Origin of the sequence: Erythrobacter sp. SG61-1L (assembly GCF_001305965.1) — a bacterium.
Taxonomy (GTDB): domain Bacteria; phylum Pseudomonadota; class Alphaproteobacteria; order Sphingomonadales; family Sphingomonadaceae; genus Andeanibacterium.
In genome coordinates, this window is sequence record NZ_JXQC01000003.1 from 2,476,233 (window position 1) to 2,494,836 (window position 18,604).

The following is an 18,604-nucleotide window of genomic DNA, read 5'->3' on the forward strand; positions in this document are numbered from 1 at the left end:
CGTGAATGGAATTGATTTTCATCAGGCGCCCGTGCGGACGCGCTTAACAACGTCCATCAGGCCGGTAATGTTCATCGCCCCCGGCACGATGTAGCTGCCCACTACCATTCCCGGCGTGCCTTCCAGCCCGATCTGAGCAGCCTGGCTGCGCGACTGGCGCATCAGCGCGTCGATCTTCGCGCCATTGGCGGCCAGATCGGCCTCCAGCCTTTCCCAGTCGACCTTTGCTGCGCGGGCCGCGGCCTTCAGCGCGTTTTCGTCCAGCTTGCCCTTGGCGCGCATCAGCGCATCGTGGAATGCGGCATGGCGCCCCTGAAACTGCGAGGCGATGGCCAGCCGCGCGGCGCGCTGCGACATGGCACCGAAGATCGGCCAGTCGCGATAGACCACCCGCACCTTCGGATCGCGCTGCAGCAGGTCCATCAGGGCAAGGTGCTGCTTCTTGCAGTAGGCGCATTGGTAATCGAAATAGAGCACGATGGTGACGTCATAAGCCTTGGGCTTCACCCCCGGCGCCAGCGGCGCTTCGGCCAGCCCGGCACGGAAGGCCGCACCAGGATCGGCAGCAGGCGAGGCACCGGCCAGCATCAGGCCCGCAGCCAGTGCGAACAGCGGGGCGAATGCCGATGCGATGCGCTTCATGCCAGCCTACCCTTTCCGCTCTCAGTCCCGGCCACGGCTTGCATGGCGGGCAAACCAGATCACATGCTTGGCGCCCTTGCCATTGCTGCGCGCCCGCACGGCCACTTCCTCCACATCGAAGCCCGCCTTGCGCAGGCGCCCGGTAAAGGCCGGGTCCGGCCCGGCAGACCAGATTGCCAGCACGCCGCCGGGGCGCAGGGCCTCACGCGCGGCCAGCAGGCCCTGCCGGGAATAGATGCGGTTATTCTCTTCGCGTACCAGCCCGTCAGGCCCGTTATCGACGTCCAGCAGGATCGCGTCATAGGTGTTGCGCGCATTGGCAATCACCAGCGCCACATCTTCCTCGATCAGGCGCACGCGCGGATCGTCAAGGCAGCCCGCGGCCACTTCGGCCATCGGCCCGCGCGCCCAGTCGATGATCTGGGGCACCAGTTCGGCCACGGTCAGCTTCGCGTCCGGACCGAGCACTGCCAGCGCGGCACGCAGGGTAAAGCCCATGCCATAGCCGCCGATCAGCAGATGCGGGGCACGCTGCCCGGCGATCCGCTCGCAGCTCATCGTGGCCAGAGCCTGTTCTGAGCCGCTCATCCGCGTGCTCATCAGCTCGTTGCGGTCCAGCACGATCATGAAATCGCGGCCGTGGCGGAACAGGCGCAGTTCTTCTCCGCCCGGCACAAGCGCCGTATCGATCAGCTCCCGCGCGATCATTGCAGGCGGTTACAGCTCGACATCGGACAGCACGGCGGCCCGCAATTCGTCGATGCCCATCTTCTTTTCCGCCGAGGTGACATGCACCACCGGGAAGGCCGCCGGATGCTTGCGCGCTTCGGCCTGTGTGGCGGCAAGGGCCGCGGCCAGTTCGCTCGCCTTGATCTTGTCGGCCTTGGTCAGCACCACGCGATAGCTGGCGGCGGATTCGTCGAGCATGTTCATCATCTCGATGTCCACCGGCTTGGGGCCGTGGCGGGCGTCGATCAGAACCAGCGTGCGTTTCAGCACTTGCCGCCCGCGCAGAAAATCGCGCACCAGCATCTTCCACTTCGCCACCACCTTGGGCGGCGCCTTGGCAAAGCCATAGCCGGGCATGTCGACCAGGCGGAACATGGTCGGCTCGCCCACTTCGAAGAAGTTCAGTTCCTGCGTGCGGCCCGGCGTAACCGATGCACGCGCAATGGAGCGGCGGCCGGTCAGCGCGTTGAGCAGCGAGCTTTTGCCCACGTTGGAACGCCCGCAAAAGGCGATCTCCGGCACTTGCGGATCGGGCAGGAACTTGAGTTCCGGGGCGGATTTGAGGAATTCCACCCGCCCCGAGAACAGCTTGCCCGCACGTTCGGCCAGATCGTCGATTTCTTCACTCATGCCGAACGGATGCTCCTCAAGCCTTCCCGTCGCGGGCCTTGGCCCGCTCCTGATCGGTCTTGTCCTTCTCGGCCTGCGCCTTCAGCTGCGGATGGCGGCTGTAGAGATAGGCCTGCTGGGCAATGGTCAGCAGGTTGGACGTGCACCAGTAAAGCAGCAGACCGGCTGCGAAGGGCGCCATAACGAACATCATCATCCACGGCATGATCATGAACATCTGCTGCTGAATGGGGTCCATCTGGGCCGGGTTCAGCTTGAACTGCAGGAACATGGTGATGCCCAGCAGCAGAGCCAGCGGCCCGATCGCCAGATAACTGGGCACGTCGAACGGCAGGGTGCCGAACAGGTTCAGGAAGTGCAGCGGATCGGGCGCGGAAAGATCCTTGATCCACAGCGCGAAGGGCTGGTGACGCATGTCGAGCGACAGGATCAGCACCTTGTAGAGCGCAAAGAAGATCGGAATCTGCAGCAGCAGCGGCAGACAGCCGGCCAGCGGATTGACGCCCTCTGCCTTGTAGAGCGCCATGATTTCCTGCTGCTGCTTCTGCTTGTCGTCCTTGTAGCGTTCCTGCAGCGCCTTCATCTTGGGCTGGATGGCCCGCATGGCCGCCATGGAAGCGAACTGCTTCTGAGCGACCGGGAACATCAACCCGCGGATCACGACGGTCAGCAGCATGATCGCCACGCCGAAATTGCCCACCAGCGCGAAGAGGTGCTTCAGCAGCCAGAGAATCGGTTTTTCGAGGATTTCGAACCAGCCCCAGTCGATTGCGCGGCTGAACACGGGGATGCCCGCATCCTCATAGGCACCCAGCAGGTCGCTTTCCTTGGCACCGGCAAACAGGCGCGTGGTGCGCGTGGTCGCCTTGCCCGCAGGAACGGTGACCGGCTGATAATTAAGATCGGCCTGGAACAGTTCCCCGCCCAGCGAACGGAACTGCGGCTGGGTCTGCTGGCCATCCTGCGCAATCAGCGCGGAGAGCCAGTAAATATCGGTAAAGCCCATCCAGTTCGTCCGGCCGGTAGGCTTCTCGCTGCCGCTTTCGGCCAGATCGTCGTAATTGGGGCCATAGGTCACGGCTTCGTCAAAGGCGCCGATGGGGCCGGAATGGACGTTCCACGAATCGCCGCTGGCCGTCTTGCTGGTGCGCTTGATCAGGGCATAGGGCTGCACCACCACCGGGGCAGCGCTGGTGTTGGACACGGTCTGCTCGGCCGTGATCATGTAATGCTCGTCCACCGAGAACTTGATGGAGAAGAGCTGGCCCTTGCCGTTATCCCAGCTGAGGGTGACCGGCTTGCCCGGAGCAAGCGGACCGCCCGAGGTCTGCCAGGGCGTATCGCCCGACGTGGCAAGTTCGCCGTCCAGCATGAAGCCGAACTGGCTGAAATACTCCGCGGGAGTGCCTGCGGGCGAGAAGAGGCGGACAGGATCGCTGCCCTTCTCGATGCCCTGCAAATGCTTGGTCAGCGTCAGGTCGTCGATGCGCGCACCCACCGGGTTGATCGAACCGGCGATTTCAGGCGCCGCGATCTTCACGCGGACGGGCGCTGCCAGGTCGGCAGCCAGATCCTTGCGTTCCTGCGCGATGTCGGCGGCATTATGCAGGCCGCCCTCGCGATTGGTGCGCGAATGGCGCAGCTTCTCGTCCTCTGCCGAGGATGAGCCGGCCGCTGTCTGGCTCTGTTCCACTGCGGGCTTCTGCACCGGCTGGGGGAAATACCAGCGCGAGAACGCGTCCCAGCCGAACAGCATCACGGCGCTGAGCACCACGAACAGGATGATGTTGCGCTTATTGTCCACTGGCGATCCTAGTTCCCGTCAATTCATCGGCTGACCGCGCCGCACAGATGCGACACAGGTATTTCATGGCACGGGGTCGTACCCGTGCCCTCCCCAAGGGTGGCAGCGCAATAGACGCTTGAGCGCAAGCCATCCACCCTTCATCGCACCATATTTCTCCAGCGCCTCGATCGCATATTGCGAGCAGGACGGCGCATAGCGACAGGATGGCGGCAGAATGCGCGATGGGCCAAGCTGCCAGAAGCGCGCCACGAGGATCATAATCCGCTTCATCGCCTTTTCCCGCGCGGACGGCGCGGCGCATCCCCCTTGCCTTCGGCGGCGCGTTTCAGCGCAGCGCCCAGTTCGTCCTTCAGCCGGGAGAAATCGCGTTCGATCCCGCCTTCGCGGCCGATCAGAACATGGTCATGATCGGGCAGACCTTCAAGCGGCAGGGCCGCGCGTAGCAATTCGCGGAAGCGCCGCTTCATGCGATTGCGCACCACGGCATTGCCGATCTTCTTGGTGACGGTGATGCCGAAACGCATGCCCTGCCCGCCATTGGGCCGGGCCAGCAGCACGAATCCGGGGCGCGCCACGCGCAGCCCGTGATTCGCGGCGAGAAAATCCGCCCGTTTGCGCAGGGTGGAGATATCCGGCTGCATGGCTGGATGTCGTTAGCCGGAAAGCCTGTGCGCCGGAAGCGGCACCGGCCCGCTTCCTTGCCCGGCCGCCCCATTCGGGTACAGCAAGGAAAGGAAGCGGGCCGGAGCAATGCGTAAGGCCCAGCCTGAGCCGGGCCCGCAAAGAACCGCTAAATCAGGCGCTCAGCTTCTTGCGGCCGCGCGCGCGGCGGGCGGCGAGAACCTTGCGACCGCCGACAGTGGCGGTGCGTGCGCGGAAGCCGTGACGGCGGCTGCGCACGAGATTACTCGGCTGGAAAGTGCGCTTCATGATCTGAACCCTTCAGAAATTCCAAACATGTGCCGCTTGTGCGGCACCAACAAAAAAGCCGTCCCGCCCGTGGACGAGGCGACCTTGAGAATGCGGGCGCGGTTAGTAGAGCAGCGCCGCCAAGTCAAGATATGCCAGCTTCGGCACGAATTCCTCTTCGCCTGGTGCCGCCGCCGGCAGGGGCACCACCGACGGCGGCGCTTGAAGTGCCTGCCCATAATCCACCCAGCCGCGCATTTCCTCAGCGGAAAGCCAACGGGCGTCCTCGAACGGCACGGAATTCGTCATCGCATAGAAGGCCTGCGCCTGCTCGCCCGACATGCCCATTTCTCGGTAATAGCTGATGTATTTGCGGTTCTCGGGCGCGCCAATTGCGTAATCGCCCGCTTGCCGCCCCGAATCGTCTTCCCAGGCATGGACCGCAAAGCGCGCACCATCCTCGATCGTCCGGTTCGCACCGGCCAGGAAGAGTTCAACCGCACCCGAACGGACCGACCCACCGCGCGGCACGCGGGTTTCGATCCCGGCCCGGCGAATCATCCGGCCCAGTTCGAGATTGGCAATATCGTCGAAAGTGCCGGGGCACTCGATCAGTTCCAGCGTGGCCAGGCCCGGATAATCGCGCAGCATGGCGGCAAATTGCCGGGGGCTGCGCTCATCCGTGATGCCGACCAATGCGGCATGGCTTTCATCCACCACGCGGAAGGGGCCGTAAGTGGCAATGCCGGAAACCTGTTCCAGCGGAATGCCCGAAACGAAGCGCTCTGCCGAACCCGCCGAATAGGGGGCCTGCTCCACCACTTCGTATTCAACGATTTCCGTCACCGTCACGCGCGCATTGGCGATAGCCGGCGCGCATATCGCTGCCAGCCCGCAAATGACGGTAAGGAAATGGTGACCCCGTTGCATGAACAGATAGTGGGCCTGCGAGCCCTGCCCAAATCTGATCAAACCTGCTTTACGACATCTTCACCCTGTTCTGCGCGGACTTCCGTATCTTCAGTCTTGGGTCCGAAGCGGAGGGAACTGCCCTGCGAAGATGGACAGGCCCGCGCTTCACGCTATCGTCCTCTCCGCAAAGGGTATTTGGGGGTATCTTGGTCGCACTCGTATCGACGGTGGCCTATCTCGGGCTGGAAGCGCGCGCCGTGGAAGTGCAGTGCCAGGTGGCCCCGGGCATGCCGCGCTTCGCAATCGTGGGCCTGCCGGACAAGGCCGTGGGCGAAAGCCGCGAGAGGGTGCAGGCCGCATTGGCCGCCATGGGCCTTTCGTTGCCCCCGAAGCGGATCACGATTAACCTTTCCCCAGCGGATCTGCCCAAGGAAGGCAGCCATTACGATCTGCCGATCGCACTGGCCCTGCTGGCCGCCATGGGTGTTACCGATGCGGAACAGCTGGCGGACTGGGTTGCCGTGGGCGAGCTGGCGCTGGACGGACGGATCGTGCCTTCGCCCGGCGTGTTGCTGGCCGCGATCCACGCCAGCCAGCAGGACAAGGGCCTGATCTGCCCAGCCGCGCAAGGTGCCGAAGCGCGCTGGACCTCCGGCGTGCCGGTCTGCGCCGCGCCCGATCTGGTCAGCCTGCTCAACCACCTCAAAGGCACTCAGCGCTTGCCCGAGCCGGAACCGGGCGAAGTGGATGCCCCCGCGCGCGGGCCGGACCTGCGACAGGTGAAAGGGCAGGAAACCGCAAAGCGCGCGCTGGAGATCGCGGCGGCAGGCGGCCACAATCTGCTGATGATCGGCCCGCCCGGCGCGGGCAAGTCCCTGCTCGCCTCATGCCTGCCGGGCATATTGCCCGACCTTACCCCGGCCGAGGCGCTGGAAGTTTCCATGGTCGCCTCAGTCGCGGGGGAACTGGAAGGCGGGCGGATCAGCCGCACGCGCCCCTTCCGCAGCCCGCATCATTCCGCCTCCATGGCCGCGCTGACTGGCGGCGGCCTGCGCGTGCGGCCAGGCGAAGTATCCATGGCCCATCTGGGCGTGCTGTTCCTCGACGAATTGCCCGAGTTCCAGCGCGCCGTGCTCGACAGCCTGCGCCAGCCGCTGGAAACGGGCGAGGTCAGCGTGGCACGGGCCAATGCCCATGTCACCTTCCCCGCAAGGGTACAGCTGGTAGCGGCGATGAACCCGTGCCGCTGCGGCCATCTGGGCGATCCCGCGCTCGCCTGCAGCCGCGCACCGCGCTGCGCCGCCGATTACCAGAGCAAGGTTTCAGGCCCCCTGCTCGACCGGATCGACCTGCATGTCGAAGTCGATCCCGTCAGCGCGGCGGACCTCGCCCTGCCCCCGCCCGCCGAAGGCTCTGCCGAAGTCGCCGCCCGCGTTGCCCGTGCGCGCCATGTCCAGAGCGCGCGAACCGCCGAGACAGGCGCGCGCACCAATGCGGAGCTCAATGGCGAGGCGCTGGACCGCTTCGCCACGCCCGACGATGCCGGGCAGAAACTGCTGCTGCAAGCCGCAGAAGCCATGCGCCTTTCCGCGCGCGGCTACACCCGCATGCTGCGCGTGGCCCGTACTATCGCGGACCTTGCCGGAGCGGATCGGGTCGGGCGGATTCACATTGCCGAGGCGCTGAGTTACAGGAGGCAACCCCCTCGCGCCTGAAAAAGCAGAACAATGTCCTCAGCAGACCTCATCATCCGCCCCGTTACCCCAGCCGACCACGATGCGATCTGGTCCATCCTGGAGCCGGTGATCCGTGATGGGGCGACTTATCCGCTGGACCCTGCGCTTGATCGGGCGGGCGCCTTCGAATATTGGTTCGCGCCCGACAAGACGGTGTTCGTGGCGGAGCTGGATGGCGCGGTGCTGGGCACTTATTACCTCAAGCCCAATTCCACCGGCCTTGCCGACCATGTCGCCAACGCCGGCTACATGACCCATCCCGCCGCGCGCGGCAAAGGCGTGGCCAGTGCCATGGCGCATGACAGCTTCGCCCGGGCGAAAAATGCCGGTTACCGCGCGATGCAGTTCAATCTGGTGATCGCCACCAACGAACAGGCCGTGCGCCTGTGGCAGCGCCTTGGGCTGCAAGTGATCGGCCGCCTGCCCGAAGCCTTCCGGCACCGGCGGCTGGGCTATGTCGATGCCTTCGTGATGTACAAGAAGCTCTGACGGCTAGAGATTCGGGTCCGGCTCAGTCGTCTCCCGGTCGCAGCATTCGCCCAGGCGCGAACGATCCTGCCAGCGCAGTTCGGCATATTTCAACTCCCGCCCATCATGCCCGTGGATCGTGATCGGGGCGATCGGCAGCCAGTCGCGCGAATCGACCAGCACCGGGTTCGATGCTTCCTGCATCGTATATTTCTCGCCCCATTGGCGCAGGGCCAGCATGGCGGGCAGCAGGTCGATGCCCTTTTCCGTCAGGCGATATTCGATCTTTCGCCGGTCGTCCGGGCACGGCTCGCGCTTCAGCACACCATGCTCCACCAGCTTGGCGAGACGGTTGGAGAGGATATTGCGCGCAATGCCCAGCTCGCTGAGGAATTCCTCGAAATGGCAGAGCTTGTTGAACGCCGCGCGCAGGATCATGAACGACCATCGCTCGCCCATGACTTCCAGCGCTTGCGGCAATCCGCAGGCGACGACGTCTGATAATGGCTCTCGCAGAGCGGCATTCCTCTTCCTGTGAAGTGGCCTAATCACCATGCAGTGTTGGCGCAGTGCAATAAGTTTTTAGTTGCTACTAAAAACCTAATTATATAAGTAGCGATTCGCAACCGGGTTTGGAGCGCCGCGCCACCTTTCTCCAGACCGAGTGAGGGAATCTGCCATGATCCGCCTTTTCAGCTCTGCCCGCCGTGCCAATGCCGCCTTCTTCGTGTCTACGCTGGTGCCGGCAGGCGCCTTTGCCGGCCTCGCGCCCACTCCCGCCGCCGCTACCGGCAATGCCTATTACCGCGCTGAGCTTGCCTCTCCGCTGGCGGAACCCCGCCGCGAAATCCTCAATGGCGTGATCTGGAGCTGTTCGGACAATAGCTGCACCGGCACCAAGGGCGGCTCCCGCGCCGAACTGGAATGCGCCCGGCTGGCCCAGAAGGTCGGCCCCATCGCCGCCTTTGCCAAGGGAGAGGCTGCGCTGGATGGAAACGCGCTGGCCCGCTGCAACAAGTGATCTGAAACACGTTCCCGGCCGCCTGCCCCATCTCCGGCCGGGATGTGAGGGCCTCTGCGACACACTCGCGGGGGCCCTTTTCCTTTGTGCCGTTCAGCCCAGCAGGCCGAGGGCCTTCAGTTCCGTTTCCAGATTGGCGGCATCGGTGAACAGATGGCCGTTCCAGCCGCATTCGCGCGCGCTGGCGATATTGGCGGGATTATCGTCCACGAACAGCATCGCTTCCGGCGCGTGGCCGAAGCGGCCCTCGGCCAGCCGGTAAATCGCCGGATCGGGCTTGGCCAGTTTCTCCGTGCCGGAAACGACAATGTCGCCGAACAGATCGAAGACCGGGCGGCCCGGACGGAAATCCGCCCAGAATTCGTGACCGAAATTGGTGATGGCATAAAGCGGCACGCCGCGTTCATGCAGGGCCTGCACCAGTTCGATCGTGCCTTCCACCGGGCCGGGCACGGTTTCATTGAAACGCGTGGCATAGGCACGGATCAGATCCGCATGGTCGGGATAGAGCGCGATCCGTTCCGGCACCATGTCCGCCAGGGCGCGGCCATGATCATGCTCGAAATGCCATTCTTCGGTGACGACATTCTCAAGAAACCAGTCCAGTTCGCCCTGATCCTCGATCAGCTTTTCGAACAGGTGGCGCAGGTTCCAGTGATAGAGGACGCGCCCGACATCGAACACGACGGCTTCTATGTTTCCGGCAGGCTGGCTCATGGGTCCTCGGGGCGAATCGACACGTGCCAAATCGCAGTCACGGATTGCAGCCATAAGAAAAGCCCCCGCTTTCGCAGGGGCCTCTCTTCAAATCCCACCACGGCAATGCCGCGGCGAGGCAGACATCAACCCTGGCGCGCCTTGAAGCGGCGGTTGGTCTTGTTGATCACATAGGTCCGGCCACGACGGCGGATCACGCGGCAATCCCGGTGGCGGTCCTTGAGCGACTTGAGGCTGTTACGAATCTTCATGGCTCTATCTCGTCTGCGGATTACCCGCTGAAAATTGAAGCCGCGCCGTTACGGGCGATGGGCTTCCAAGTCAACCTTCCCCACGGATTTCGCTCAATTTCCGCTCCCAGGCGAGCGCATGGGTGACGATTGTGTCCAGATCGGCATGCTGCGGCACCCAGGGAAGGGTCTGTTTGATCCGGCGGTTGTCCGAAATCAGCGAATCGGGGTCCCCCGCACGGCGCGGCCCCATGATTCGCTCGATCCTGCGATTGGTCACCCGGTCCACCGCGTCGAGCACTTCGAGCACGGAGAAGCCCCGGCCATAGCCGCAATTCATGGTGAGCGACTGGGCCGGATTCGCGATCAGTTCCGCCAGCGCCAGCACATGGGCGGCGGCAAGATCGGAAACATGGATATAGTCGCGCACGCCGGTGCCGTCGGGCGTATCGTAATCCGTGCCGAAGACCTGCACGCTCTCCCGCTTTCCCAGCGCCGCTTCCACCGCGACCTTGATCAGATGCGTGGCCCCGGCGGTCGACTGGCCGCTGCGCGCCTGCGGATCGGCACCCGCCACGTTGAAATAGCGCAGCGCGCAATAATTGAGCGGATGCGCCCTGGCCGTATCCGCCAGCATGATCTCCGTCATCAGCTTGGACATGCCATATGGATTGATCGGCAGCTTCGGGCTGTCCTCGCTCACCGGCGACACTTCGGGAATGCCGTAAGTGGCGGCAGTGGAACTGAAGATGAAATGCTTCACCCCGCCCCTCACTGCCGATTCGATCAGCGCCCGGCTCTTGGCCGTGTTGTTGTGATAATATTTGAGCGGGTTCTCGACCGATTCGGGCACGATGATCGACCCGGCGAAATGCATCACCGCGCCGATGCCTTGTTCCGCGATGATCCGCGCCAGCAGCGCCCCGTCTTCGATATCGCCTTCATAAAAGGCCACCCCATCGGGCACAGCGAAACGGAAACCGGTGGTGAGATTGTCAATCACCGTCACATCCCACCCCTGATCGAGCAGGGCGAGGACAGCGTGGCTGCCGATATAGCCGGCTCCGCCGGTTACGAGCACGGGAAGTCTGGTCATCCTCGGGCCTCTATCCGCTCATTGGTTAAGGGCGTGCATCGAAGGCGGTTCATAGCCGGGCAATCCGGCAGGGCATAGGCCGGTCTGGCTCTGCATAAGAACAACCGGACGTTTCGGATCGCCTCCATGCCCCAATCACCTCACTCCCCCCGTTTCCCTCGCTCCATCGCCCGGAATGCAGGGCTTGCCTGCCTGGCCGCTGCCACGCTCCTTTCCTCCGTCCCGGCGCTCGCCGGGCCATCGGCCTGGGAAGGCGGCTGGGGCAATGACCGCTGGGGCCGGCCCAGCTCCAGCTTCGACCGTTCCCCTTCCCGCATTTCCAGCCGCAGCAGCCAGAAGGACATCGAAGGCGAAGTGGATGTGACCCGCTTCGTGGTGGAAGGCGATGCTGCCGCCGCCTTGGGCAAAGGCCCGTTGAGAGTGACGGTGCTTTCCAACGATGCGCCGCGCCAGCCGGGCAGTGCCGTCTATGACGAAGCGCCGCCGATGGAGCGACCGGAATCCTCCTATGGCCCGCCCGGCCCTGCCGCCCCTTCGTCAGGCTTGGGCGACGAGCGGGAGAACGCCACTTTCGAGGCCGCCGTAATCGACCAGCTGGTGAGCGCGGGCTATGACACGCAGAGCGGCCCGCAGGGCCAGCTGGTGGAACTGCGCATTGCCCATGGCGTCGCCCAACCCGCGGAGCCGCCGCGCAAGCCGGTGAGCGGCGAGATGGATGTGGGCGTTTCCAATCGCGGCTCGATGGTGGGGCTCGGCCTCAATCTCGATTTCACCAAGCCGAAGAAGGCCCTGCTTTCCACAAAGCTGGAAGCGCGTATCCGCGACGAGGCAACCGGCACCGTCCTGTGGGAAGGCCGCGCGGAAATCGCCACGCGCGACGGCAGCGACAAATGGACCGGACAGGCTATCGCCAGCAAACTGGCCGAGGCGCTGTTCCGCAAATTTCCGGGCAAGAATGGCGAGGATTACAGCCTGCGCTAAACACGCCTGCCGCACGCCGCGCTTGCATCCGCGCCGCTTCGCACCCAGAATCGGCGGCACGGCCCAGGGAGGGGCACAGGAATGATCGATATCCGCACTGCCATCCTCGCCGCATCGGCCACGGCCCTGCTGGGCCTGTCGGGCTGCATGACGCCCATTGGCCCGGTGGAAGTGACCCGCTTTCACGATGCGGCGCGGCTTTCGCAGCTGGGCCATGGCACGATCGCGGTGGAAAGCGCTGCAGGGCTGGACCCCAAATCGCTCGAACTGGCGAGCTACAAGCTGGCCGTGGGGCGCGAACTGACCCGGCTGGGCTATGACGTGGTGGCAGAAGGCGCGGGCGCGCAGGTGGCCGTGGTGCGGCTGGAACGCGCCACGATCCAGCCCGATGGCGGGCGCAGCCCGGTGAGCGTGGGCGGCGGGGCTTCGGTCGGCTCCTATGGCTCGGGCGTAGGCCTCGGCATCGGGATCGACCTTTCGGGCAAGCCCAAGGCGCAGGTCGATACGCGGCTGGGCGTGATGATCCGCGACCGGGCGAGCGACCAGACCCTGTGGGAAGGCCGCGCCAGCTTCACCGTGCGCGCCGATGCACCGCTGGCGCAAAGCCAGCTGGGCGCGCCCAAGATGGCCGCCGCCCTGTTCAGCGATTTTCCCGGCAACAATGGCCAGACGGTTGAAGTGAAGTGAGCAAGCAACCCATCAGGATCGACGCGGCATTCGATGCCGGCAATATCGAAGTGCTGGAGATTTCCGGCGCCACAGCGAAGCTGGCGATCCGCAAGGATCACCTTTCGGACTTCTGCCAGTGGTTCCACTTCCGCGTCTCCGGCGCGGCGGGGCGCGAACTGGTGCTGAAGATCACCGGCCTCAATGCGTCAGCCTATCCCGATGGCTGGCCCGGCTATCGCGCCTGCGTTTCGGAAGACCGGGACTATTGGGCGCGCACGGAAACCAGCTTTGACCGGGCGGAGGAAAACGGCACGCTGACAATCCGCTACACGCCCGAAGGCGGCACGGCATGGTTCGCCTATTTCGCGCCCTATTCGATGGAGCGGCATCACGATCTGGTGGCGGAATCCGCCTGCTATGAAGGGGTGAGCCACCGCGTGCTGGGCACTTCGCTCGACGGGCAGCCGATCGACTGCCTCGAAATGGGCGAAGGCGAAACACAGGTGTGGCTCTATGCCCGCCAGCATCCGGGCGAGAGCATGGCCGAATGGTGGATGGAAGGGGCGCTGGAATGCCTCACCGATCCGGCCGATCCGGTGGGCCGCACCCTACGCGCCAAATGCCGCCTGCATGTGGTGCCCAATGCCAATCCCGACGGGTCACGGCGCGGGCATCTGCGCACCAATGCGGCAGGCATCAACCTCAATCGCGAATGGGCCGACCCGAGCGCGGAGAAAAGCCCCGAAGTGCTGGCCCTGCGCAATGCGATGGATGAAACCGGCGTGCACTTCGCCATGGATGTGCATGGGGACGAGGCGATTGCGGCCGTGTTCCTGGCAGGCTTCGAAGGCATCCCGTCCTGGACCGACGAACTGGGCGCGGCCTATGAACGCTACCGCTCGATCCTGAAGCGCCGCACGCCCGATTTCCAGACCGCCAAGGGCTATCCCGTGGCCCGGCCCGGACAGGCGAACCTCACCATGTCCACCAACCAGCTGGCCGAACGCTACGGCGCCTGTTCGATGACGCTGGAAATGCCGTTCAAGGACAATGACGATCTGCCTTGCGAAGAGCAGGGCTGGAGTGCGGAACGTTCGAAGATTCTCGGCCGCGATTGCCTTGCCGCGCTGGTGGAGTGGCTGGAGGGGTGAGGGACAGCACGTAACCCCGGGCATTGTGATTGCCCCGGTCGTTTTCATGCGGCATCCGTGTCGCAGGGGTAAAGTGGGGCGTTCATGAACATCTTCTCGTCACGCAAGGCGCGGATCGTCGCGGCCTTGCCGCTGCTCATGCTGCTGACGGCGGCGCGGGCCTCGGTCACGCAGTTGCCGGAAACGATCATACCGGCGGATTCGGGCATCGCCCTCAATACGCCGACAATAGTGCGCGAGGGTGACGTCGTTCTGCGCGCCAAGGTCTACGATACCGAAGTCGTGACGCTCGATGTGCCCGTTTCGGTCTCAATCGCGAAATTCTCCCAGGATATTGATGCCGGCACCCGGCTCGATCCCGTGCTGGTGCCCGAGAAGACTACCCGGCTGACGGGGGCAGACGGCCGGATCTATTGCGGCGAGGATCAACGCACCCGCTCGAAGTTCATGGCAGCGATGCTGGGTGACTGGTTTTCGAAATATGAGGCTGTAGTTCGCTTCTGCTTCGTCGATACCGATGACGACAAGAAGCTGGATCACGTCTTCCTCGCCGGAGCAAAAGACAAAGAGGATCTGGCGAGCGTCGAGATTCCGCCCACGCCCTACACATTGCGCATGTTCCAAAAGGACGATGACGCGGGCGTGCTCGAATTACGCGTCGACAAGATCAAGCCGGGGAAAGACGGCGACAAGATCCGCTTCAAACTGTTCATGACCAAGAACGGTGCCGCATACCCGTTCGATTATATCGTGACCGTCACTGACGGGAAAAGGGAACAGACCTATCCGCAGTTTGAGAGCAACCCTCGCAAGGTTCCGTACCCCGCCTATTTCAACGATATATTGGGGGCATCGGTCGGCATCACCCGGGTCGATGCGGCTGAGGGAGAGGCTGAGATCAATGTCTATCGTCGCTTCAAGACACAATTGTTCAAGCCGGTGAGCATTACGATCACATACGTCTACATCTATTACTGACGCCGGACGGGTGGCATGAAGCAAGTCATGCCTAGCGATCGTCGGATGGCTGGCGAGCCCCATTCCGGCGTTTGCGCTCCATCCGGTCTTCCAGCAGGCGCAGCGCGGTTATCATCACCAGGCTGATGGCCGTGCCCACTGCCACCAGTGGCCACTGGCCCGCCCCGCAAGCAATGCCCACCACGGCGGCAAGCCAGAGATTGGCAGCAGTGGTCAGATTGCGCAGGCGGCCCTTGCTGAACACGATCAGCCCGGCCCCGATGATCCCCACGAAGGAACCCGCCGCCTCGAAGATACGCAAGGGGTCCATCCGGCTGCCGGTATTGGGTGCGCCGAGTTGGAGGTAAAGCGCGATGACGGAGATCGTCATCGCCGCTGCGGAAAAACAGACCAGACCATGGGTACGCAGGCCCGCCGCGTGGCCACGGACTTCACGGTCGAACCCCAGCAGCAGGCCGATCAGGGCCGCCGCGCCAAGCCGCAGCAGGATTTCCGCATCAATGGCACCGAGCGGGGCGGATGGGTTGAGCAGCATGAATGTCTCTCCCTCCCCGTCCCGGTTCTGCCCTAGTCCAGACTGCCCGGTCCGAAGGCGCGGGGCAGCAATGCGGAAAGGAGCACCTGCTCCACATCTTCCGAACTGGCGCACCACACCGCAGGATCGGTCGCGCCCAGATCGGCCAGTTCGAACAACATCTGGCGGCAGCGGCCGCAAGGCGTCACCGGTTTCTTGCCCGATCCGATCACGGCCACGGCTTCCAGCCCGCCGCGATGCCCTTCGTTCATGGCCCGGGCCACCGCCGCCGCTTCGGCGCAGAGCGACAGGCCATAGCTGGCATTTTCCACATTGGCCCCGGTCACGATCGTACCGTCGGCAAAGCGCAGCGCGGCGCCCACGCGGAACTTCGAATAGGGCGCATAGGCATTTTCCTGAGCACGCCTGGCCGCAATCACCAGTTCGTCACGGTCAGAATCGTCGCTCATCGAAATATCCTCAAGGCTGTACCACTACCCAGCGCACCGGAACCGGGCTTGCTTCGGAGCGTAGCGCGGAATTGGCCGTCCACAAAGTCCACGGGCGCCCGGCATAGTCCGGTTCGAACCGGTCGCGCGTCAGCCACAGGTTGCGATCGAGCGCGGTGGCAAGGCGATAGCGCTTCTCGAAGGCGCTGGATATCTTGAGCAGCGCCGGCTTGCCCGCATGGCCTTCCACCTGATTGAGGAAAGTCATCAGCTCGCTTTCCACGGCCTGATCGCTCACTGGCTTGGCGCAATCGTCCGCCGTCTCGTCCAGTTCGATGGCCGGGGGCAGCAGGCTGTCGTCACGCGGCACGACAGTGACGAAATTGGCCGCCTGCCGGTCTGCCGGAACGCAGGGATCGTAATGATGCACCGCGCCAAACTGCATCCCGGCGGCGCGCACGGCCTCAAGGTTGCGGGCAAAGGCGGCATCGCGCTTCACCGCGCCGTTCGACGCTTCGAGATAGGCGAAATCCGCCCCGATGGCCTTGAAGGCGACAAAGCTGGTCCGCCCGTCGCCCGCGCTCACCAGAATGCCCTGCACCGGATAGGCCTCGCGCAGGGGGGTCCAGTGGATGAACTGCCACCACTGCCACGCACCGCCGATCAGCGCAGCCAGCAACAGCGCAGCCATCACGCGCCAGCGCGTGGGAAATCGCTTCTTTCTGCCCATCGGGGAATCGCCTTTCGCTCAGCCCTTGATATGCAGCACGCAGATCAGGGTAAAGAGCCGCCGGGCCGTGGCGAAGTCCGTTTCCACCTTGCCGTCCAGCCTTTCAAGCAAAAGCCGCGCGGCCTGATCGTGGATTCCGCGCCGGGCCATGTCGATCGTTTCGATTTCCTGCGCGGAAGCCTTGCGGATCGCCTGATAATAGGAATCGCAGATGGCGAAATATTCGCGGATCGGGCGGCGGAACCGGGCGAGGCCGAGCAGCAGGGTTTCCACCGGATTGCCCGCCTCGTCGGCAATATCCATCGCCAGCCGGCCATCCTGCACCGCCAGCCGCAGGCGCCAGGGGCCGGACAGGCCGGAAGCGGCGGCACGCACCGGCTTGAAGCGGTTTTCCTCGATCAGGTCGAAGATCGCGACGCGGCGTTCCTGCTCGATATCTGCGTTGCGCCACAGGATCGTCGCCTCGTCTAGCTCGATATGGCTGATGCGGTGGTCGTCCATGGCTGCCGTTCCTTTCGCACCCGGCAGGGAAGGCGGCAAGAAATTTGCAGGTGGCAGGAAATTTGCTGGCCGACCGGAATTTACTCCATCCCCGATATCCACAGCACCAAGGCCCGGCTGGCAGCTTGCGCCGCGCGGCAAGTCCGGCGCATGAGGGGCCGATGTCCGACGAAGACCTCCTGATCCGCTCCCCCGAAGCATCCCCCGAAGCGCGCCCGCGCAGCCTGCCCGCCAATATCGAGGCGGAGGCCGCCTTTATCGGCGCCGTGCTGATCGACAATCGCGTGATCGAGGAACTGTCCACGCCCCTGCGGCCGGACCATTTCTTCGAGCCGGTGCACCAGCGCATCTACGAACGGGTGCTGACCCTGCTGGATCGCAATGCTGTGGTCACTCCCGTGACCCTGCGCCCCTATTTCGAAGCGGACGAAGCGCTGAAGGAACTGGGCGGCATTGCCTATCTCGCGCGGCTGACGGCGGACGGGCAAGGCCTGCTCGCCCCGCGCGAACTCGCCTCGCAGATCTATGATCTCGCCTTGCTGCGCGAACTGGTGAATGTCGGCCGCAATCTGGTGGAAGAGGCGCTGGATACGTCCGAAAGCGTCGAACCGCTCAAGCAGATCGAATATGCCGAAGCCGCGCTCTACAAGGTGGCGGAAGGCGCCGCGACCGCCAATGAAGCCTCCAGCTTCCGCACCGCCACCCATACGGCGCTGAGCCAGATCGAGGCCGCGATCAATTCGGGCGGCCATATCTCGGGCAAGACCACCGGCCTTACCAGCGTGAACGAGAAGATCGGCGGCCTCCACGATTCCGACCTTATCATCCTTGCCGGCCGTCCGGGCATGGGCAAGACCTCGCTGGCCACCAATATCGCCTTCAACTGCGCCGAGCGCCTGCTGAACGACCGCGAGATGGGCATCGAACGCTCCGTGGGTGCGGGCGTGGTGTTCTTCAGCCTGGAAATGAGCGCGGACCAGCTGGCCACGCGTATCCTTGCCGAACAGGCGGAGGTTTCCAGCGAGGCGCTGCGCATGGGCCGCATCAGCCGCGACCAGTTCCAGAAACTGTCTTTCGCGGCCCAGCGCCTTGCCGAACTGCCGCTCTATATCGACGACACGCCCGCCCTTTCCATCGCCGCCCTGCGCGCCCGCGCGCGGCGGCTGAAGCGGCGGCATGACATCGGGCTGATTGTGGTCGACTATCTCCAGCTGCTGCAGGGCACCGGCCGGGGCAACGACAACCGCGTGAACGAAATCTCAGAAATCAGCCGCGGCCTGAAGACACTGGCCAAGGAACTGAGCGTGCCGGTGATCGCGCTTTCCCAGCTCAGCCGTGCGGTGGAACAGCGCGAGGACAAGCGGCCCCAGTTGTCCGACCTTCGCGAATCCGGCTCGATCGAACAGGACGCCGACATGGTGTGGTTCATCTACCGCGCCGAATATTACCACAATGCCCTTAAGCCCGACGGGCCGGGGCCGAACGGCTTCGCCAATGCCGAAGCCGAGGCGAAATACAGCGAGTGGGAGCAGCGCCACAGCGATCTGGTGAACCGCGCCACGCTGATCGTGGCCAAGCAGCGCCACGGTTCCACCGGCAATATCCCGCTCCAGTTCCAGAGCGAGATCACCAAGTTCTCCGACCTTGCCGAAAGCAGCCGCGGCTACGACGATTACGAGTAGGGCACTCAAGGACAGAGATCGTCATTGCGAGGACCGCAGGGGCGAAGCAATC

The 18,604-nt window shown here is 64.1% G+C and carries 24 protein-coding genes; 8 read left to right on the top strand and 16 right to left on the bottom strand.

Annotated features, from left to right (window positions below; translation table 11 throughout):
• Positions 1-21: 21 nt before the first annotated feature.
• The 8 genes from SZ64_RS12075 to SZ64_RS12105 all read right to left on the bottom strand — a co-directional run bounded on the left by SZ64_RS12075 (position 22) and on the right by SZ64_RS12105 (position 5,647).
• A complete protein-coding gene (locus SZ64_RS12075; RefSeq protein WP_054531046.1) occupies positions 22-642 on the bottom strand; it encodes a DsbA family protein in 621 nt (206 codons plus the stop codon).
• Positions 643-663: 21 nt separating this feature from the next.
• The gene (locus tag SZ64_RS12080) at positions 664-1,350 is read right to left on the bottom strand and encodes a hypothetical protein (RefSeq protein ID WP_054531047.1); all 687 of its coding nucleotides are present in this window, start codon (positions 1,348-1,350) and stop codon (positions 664-666) included.
• 9 nt (positions 1,351-1,359) lie between these two features.
• Positions 1,360-2,001, bottom strand: coding sequence for a ribosome biogenesis GTP-binding protein YihA/YsxC (yihA, locus tag SZ64_RS12085; protein ID WP_054531048.1), 642 nt, complete (start codon positions 1,999-2,001; stop codon positions 1,360-1,362).
• Positions 2,002-2,017: 16 nt separating this feature from the next.
• A complete protein-coding gene (yidC, locus tag SZ64_RS12090; protein WP_054531049.1) occupies positions 2,018-3,805 on the bottom strand; it encodes a membrane protein insertase YidC in 1,788 nt (595 codons plus the stop codon).
• A gap of 63 nt (positions 3,806-3,868) precedes the next feature.
• Complete coding sequence (yidD, locus tag SZ64_RS18320; protein ID WP_082384573.1) at positions 3,869-4,078, bottom strand: membrane protein insertion efficiency factor YidD; 210 nt, start codon at positions 4,076-4,078, stop codon at positions 3,869-3,871.
• Positions 4,075-4,449 carry a ribonuclease P protein component gene (gene rnpA, locus SZ64_RS12095; protein WP_054531050.1) on the bottom strand — a complete coding sequence of 125 codons (375 nt, stop codon included), beginning with the start codon at positions 4,447-4,449 and terminating at the stop codon, positions 4,075-4,077. The genes yidD and rnpA overlap by 4 nt, the downstream gene beginning before the upstream one ends.
• A 154-nt stretch (positions 4,450-4,603) precedes the next feature.
• Positions 4,604-4,738, bottom strand: coding sequence for a 50S ribosomal protein L34 (gene rpmH / locus SZ64_RS12100; protein WP_054531051.1), 135 nt, complete (start codon positions 4,736-4,738; stop codon positions 4,604-4,606).
• A gap of 102 nt (positions 4,739-4,840) precedes the next feature.
• Positions 4,841-5,647 (bottom strand): alpha/beta hydrolase, encoded by an 807-nt coding sequence (locus SZ64_RS12105; protein WP_156313635.1) that lies wholly within the window; start codon positions 5,645-5,647, stop codon positions 4,841-4,843.
• A gap of 188 nt (positions 5,648-5,835) precedes the next feature.
• Here SZ64_RS12105 and SZ64_RS12110 point away from each other — a divergent pair, with 188 nt between their 5' ends.
• Both SZ64_RS12110 and SZ64_RS12115 read left to right on the top strand, forming a co-directional pair.
• The gene (locus SZ64_RS12110; protein WP_054531052.1) at positions 5,836-7,344 is read left to right on the top strand and encodes a YifB family Mg chelatase-like AAA ATPase; all 1,509 of its coding nucleotides are present in this window, start codon (positions 5,836-5,838) and stop codon (positions 7,342-7,344) included.
• A 12-nt stretch (positions 7,345-7,356) separates the two neighbouring features.
• Complete coding sequence (locus tag SZ64_RS12115; RefSeq protein ID WP_054531053.1) at positions 7,357-7,854, top strand: N-acetyltransferase; 498 nt, start codon at positions 7,357-7,359, stop codon at positions 7,852-7,854.
• A gap of 3 nt (positions 7,855-7,857) precedes the next feature.
• Here SZ64_RS12115 and SZ64_RS12120 read toward each other — a convergent pair whose 3' ends face one another.
• Positions 7,858-8,292, bottom strand: coding sequence for a helix-turn-helix domain-containing protein (locus SZ64_RS12120; protein ID WP_241773034.1), 435 nt, complete (start codon positions 8,290-8,292; stop codon positions 7,858-7,860).
• 220 nt (positions 8,293-8,512) lie between these two features.
• On the opposite strand from SZ64_RS12120, the gene SZ64_RS12125 reads away from it, so the two are divergent.
• Positions 8,513-8,854, top strand: a complete 342-nt coding sequence (locus SZ64_RS12125) for a hypothetical protein (protein ID WP_054531055.1) — start codon at positions 8,513-8,515, stop codon at positions 8,852-8,854.
• 93 nt (positions 8,855-8,947) lie between these two features.
• Here the strand turns inward: SZ64_RS12125 and SZ64_RS12130 are convergent, their stop codons facing one another.
• From SZ64_RS12130 to galE, 3 genes are all read right to left on the bottom strand, one after another.
• Positions 8,948-9,571, bottom strand: coding sequence for an HAD family phosphatase (locus SZ64_RS12130; protein ID WP_054531056.1), 624 nt, complete (start codon positions 9,569-9,571; stop codon positions 8,948-8,950).
• 125 nt (positions 9,572-9,696) lie between these two features.
• Entirely contained in the window at positions 9,697-9,822 is a 126-nt protein-coding gene (gene ykgO, locus SZ64_RS12135) for a type B 50S ribosomal protein L36 (protein WP_029941846.1), read from the bottom strand.
• A 70-nt stretch (positions 9,823-9,892) separates the two neighbouring features.
• Positions 9,893-10,897, bottom strand: coding sequence for a UDP-glucose 4-epimerase GalE (gene galE, locus SZ64_RS12140; RefSeq protein WP_054531057.1), 1,005 nt, complete (start codon positions 10,895-10,897; stop codon positions 9,893-9,895).
• 126 nt (positions 10,898-11,023) lie between these two features.
• On the opposite strand from galE, the gene SZ64_RS12145 reads away from it, so the two are divergent.
• The 4 genes from SZ64_RS12145 to SZ64_RS12160 all read left to right on the top strand — a co-directional run bounded on the left by SZ64_RS12145 (position 11,024) and on the right by SZ64_RS12160 (position 14,676).
• The gene (locus tag SZ64_RS12145; RefSeq protein ID WP_054531058.1) at positions 11,024-11,878 is read left to right on the top strand and encodes a hypothetical protein; all 855 of its coding nucleotides are present in this window, start codon (positions 11,024-11,026) and stop codon (positions 11,876-11,878) included.
• An 81-nt stretch (positions 11,879-11,959) separates the two neighbouring features.
• Positions 11,960-12,565, top strand: coding sequence for a DUF4136 domain-containing protein (locus SZ64_RS12150; protein WP_054531059.1), 606 nt, complete (start codon positions 11,960-11,962; stop codon positions 12,563-12,565).
• Positions 12,562-13,698, top strand: a complete 1,137-nt coding sequence (locus tag SZ64_RS12155) for a M14-type cytosolic carboxypeptidase (protein ID WP_054531060.1) — start codon at positions 12,562-12,564, stop codon at positions 13,696-13,698. The genes SZ64_RS12150 and SZ64_RS12155 overlap by 4 nt, the downstream gene beginning before the upstream one ends.
• An 84-nt stretch (positions 13,699-13,782) precedes the next feature.
• A complete protein-coding gene (locus tag SZ64_RS12160; protein WP_054531061.1) occupies positions 13,783-14,676 on the top strand; it encodes a hypothetical protein in 894 nt (297 codons plus the stop codon).
• Positions 14,677-14,707: 31 nt separating this feature from the next.
• Here the strand turns inward: SZ64_RS12160 and SZ64_RS12165 are convergent, their stop codons facing one another.
• From SZ64_RS12165 to SZ64_RS12180, 4 genes are read right to left on the bottom strand one after another with little or no spacing between them, the layout of a single operon-like run.
• The gene (locus SZ64_RS12165; RefSeq protein WP_054531062.1) at positions 14,708-15,211 is read right to left on the bottom strand and encodes an MgtC/SapB family protein; all 504 of its coding nucleotides are present in this window, start codon (positions 15,209-15,211) and stop codon (positions 14,708-14,710) included.
• A gap of 32 nt (positions 15,212-15,243) precedes the next feature.
• On the bottom strand, positions 15,244-15,660 hold the full coding sequence (locus SZ64_RS12170) for a cytidine deaminase (protein ID WP_054531063.1): 417 nt from the start codon (positions 15,658-15,660) through the stop codon (positions 15,244-15,246).
• Positions 15,661-15,670: 10 nt separating this feature from the next.
• Positions 15,671-16,369, bottom strand: a complete 699-nt coding sequence (locus SZ64_RS12175; protein WP_054531064.1) for a glycoside hydrolase family 25 protein — start codon at positions 16,367-16,369, stop codon at positions 15,671-15,673.
• 18 nt (positions 16,370-16,387) lie between these two features.
• Positions 16,388-16,870: a UPF0262 family protein gene (locus SZ64_RS12180; protein WP_054531065.1), complete on the bottom strand. Its 483-nt coding sequence runs from the start codon at positions 16,868-16,870 to the stop codon at positions 16,388-16,390.
• A gap of 161 nt (positions 16,871-17,031) precedes the next feature.
• Between SZ64_RS12180 and SZ64_RS12185 the strand changes: the two genes are divergently transcribed.
• On the top strand, positions 17,032-18,552 hold the full coding sequence (locus tag SZ64_RS12185) for a replicative DNA helicase (RefSeq protein WP_054531066.1): 1,521 nt from the start codon (positions 17,032-17,034) through the stop codon (positions 18,550-18,552).
• Positions 18,553-18,604: the final 52 nt, after the last annotated feature.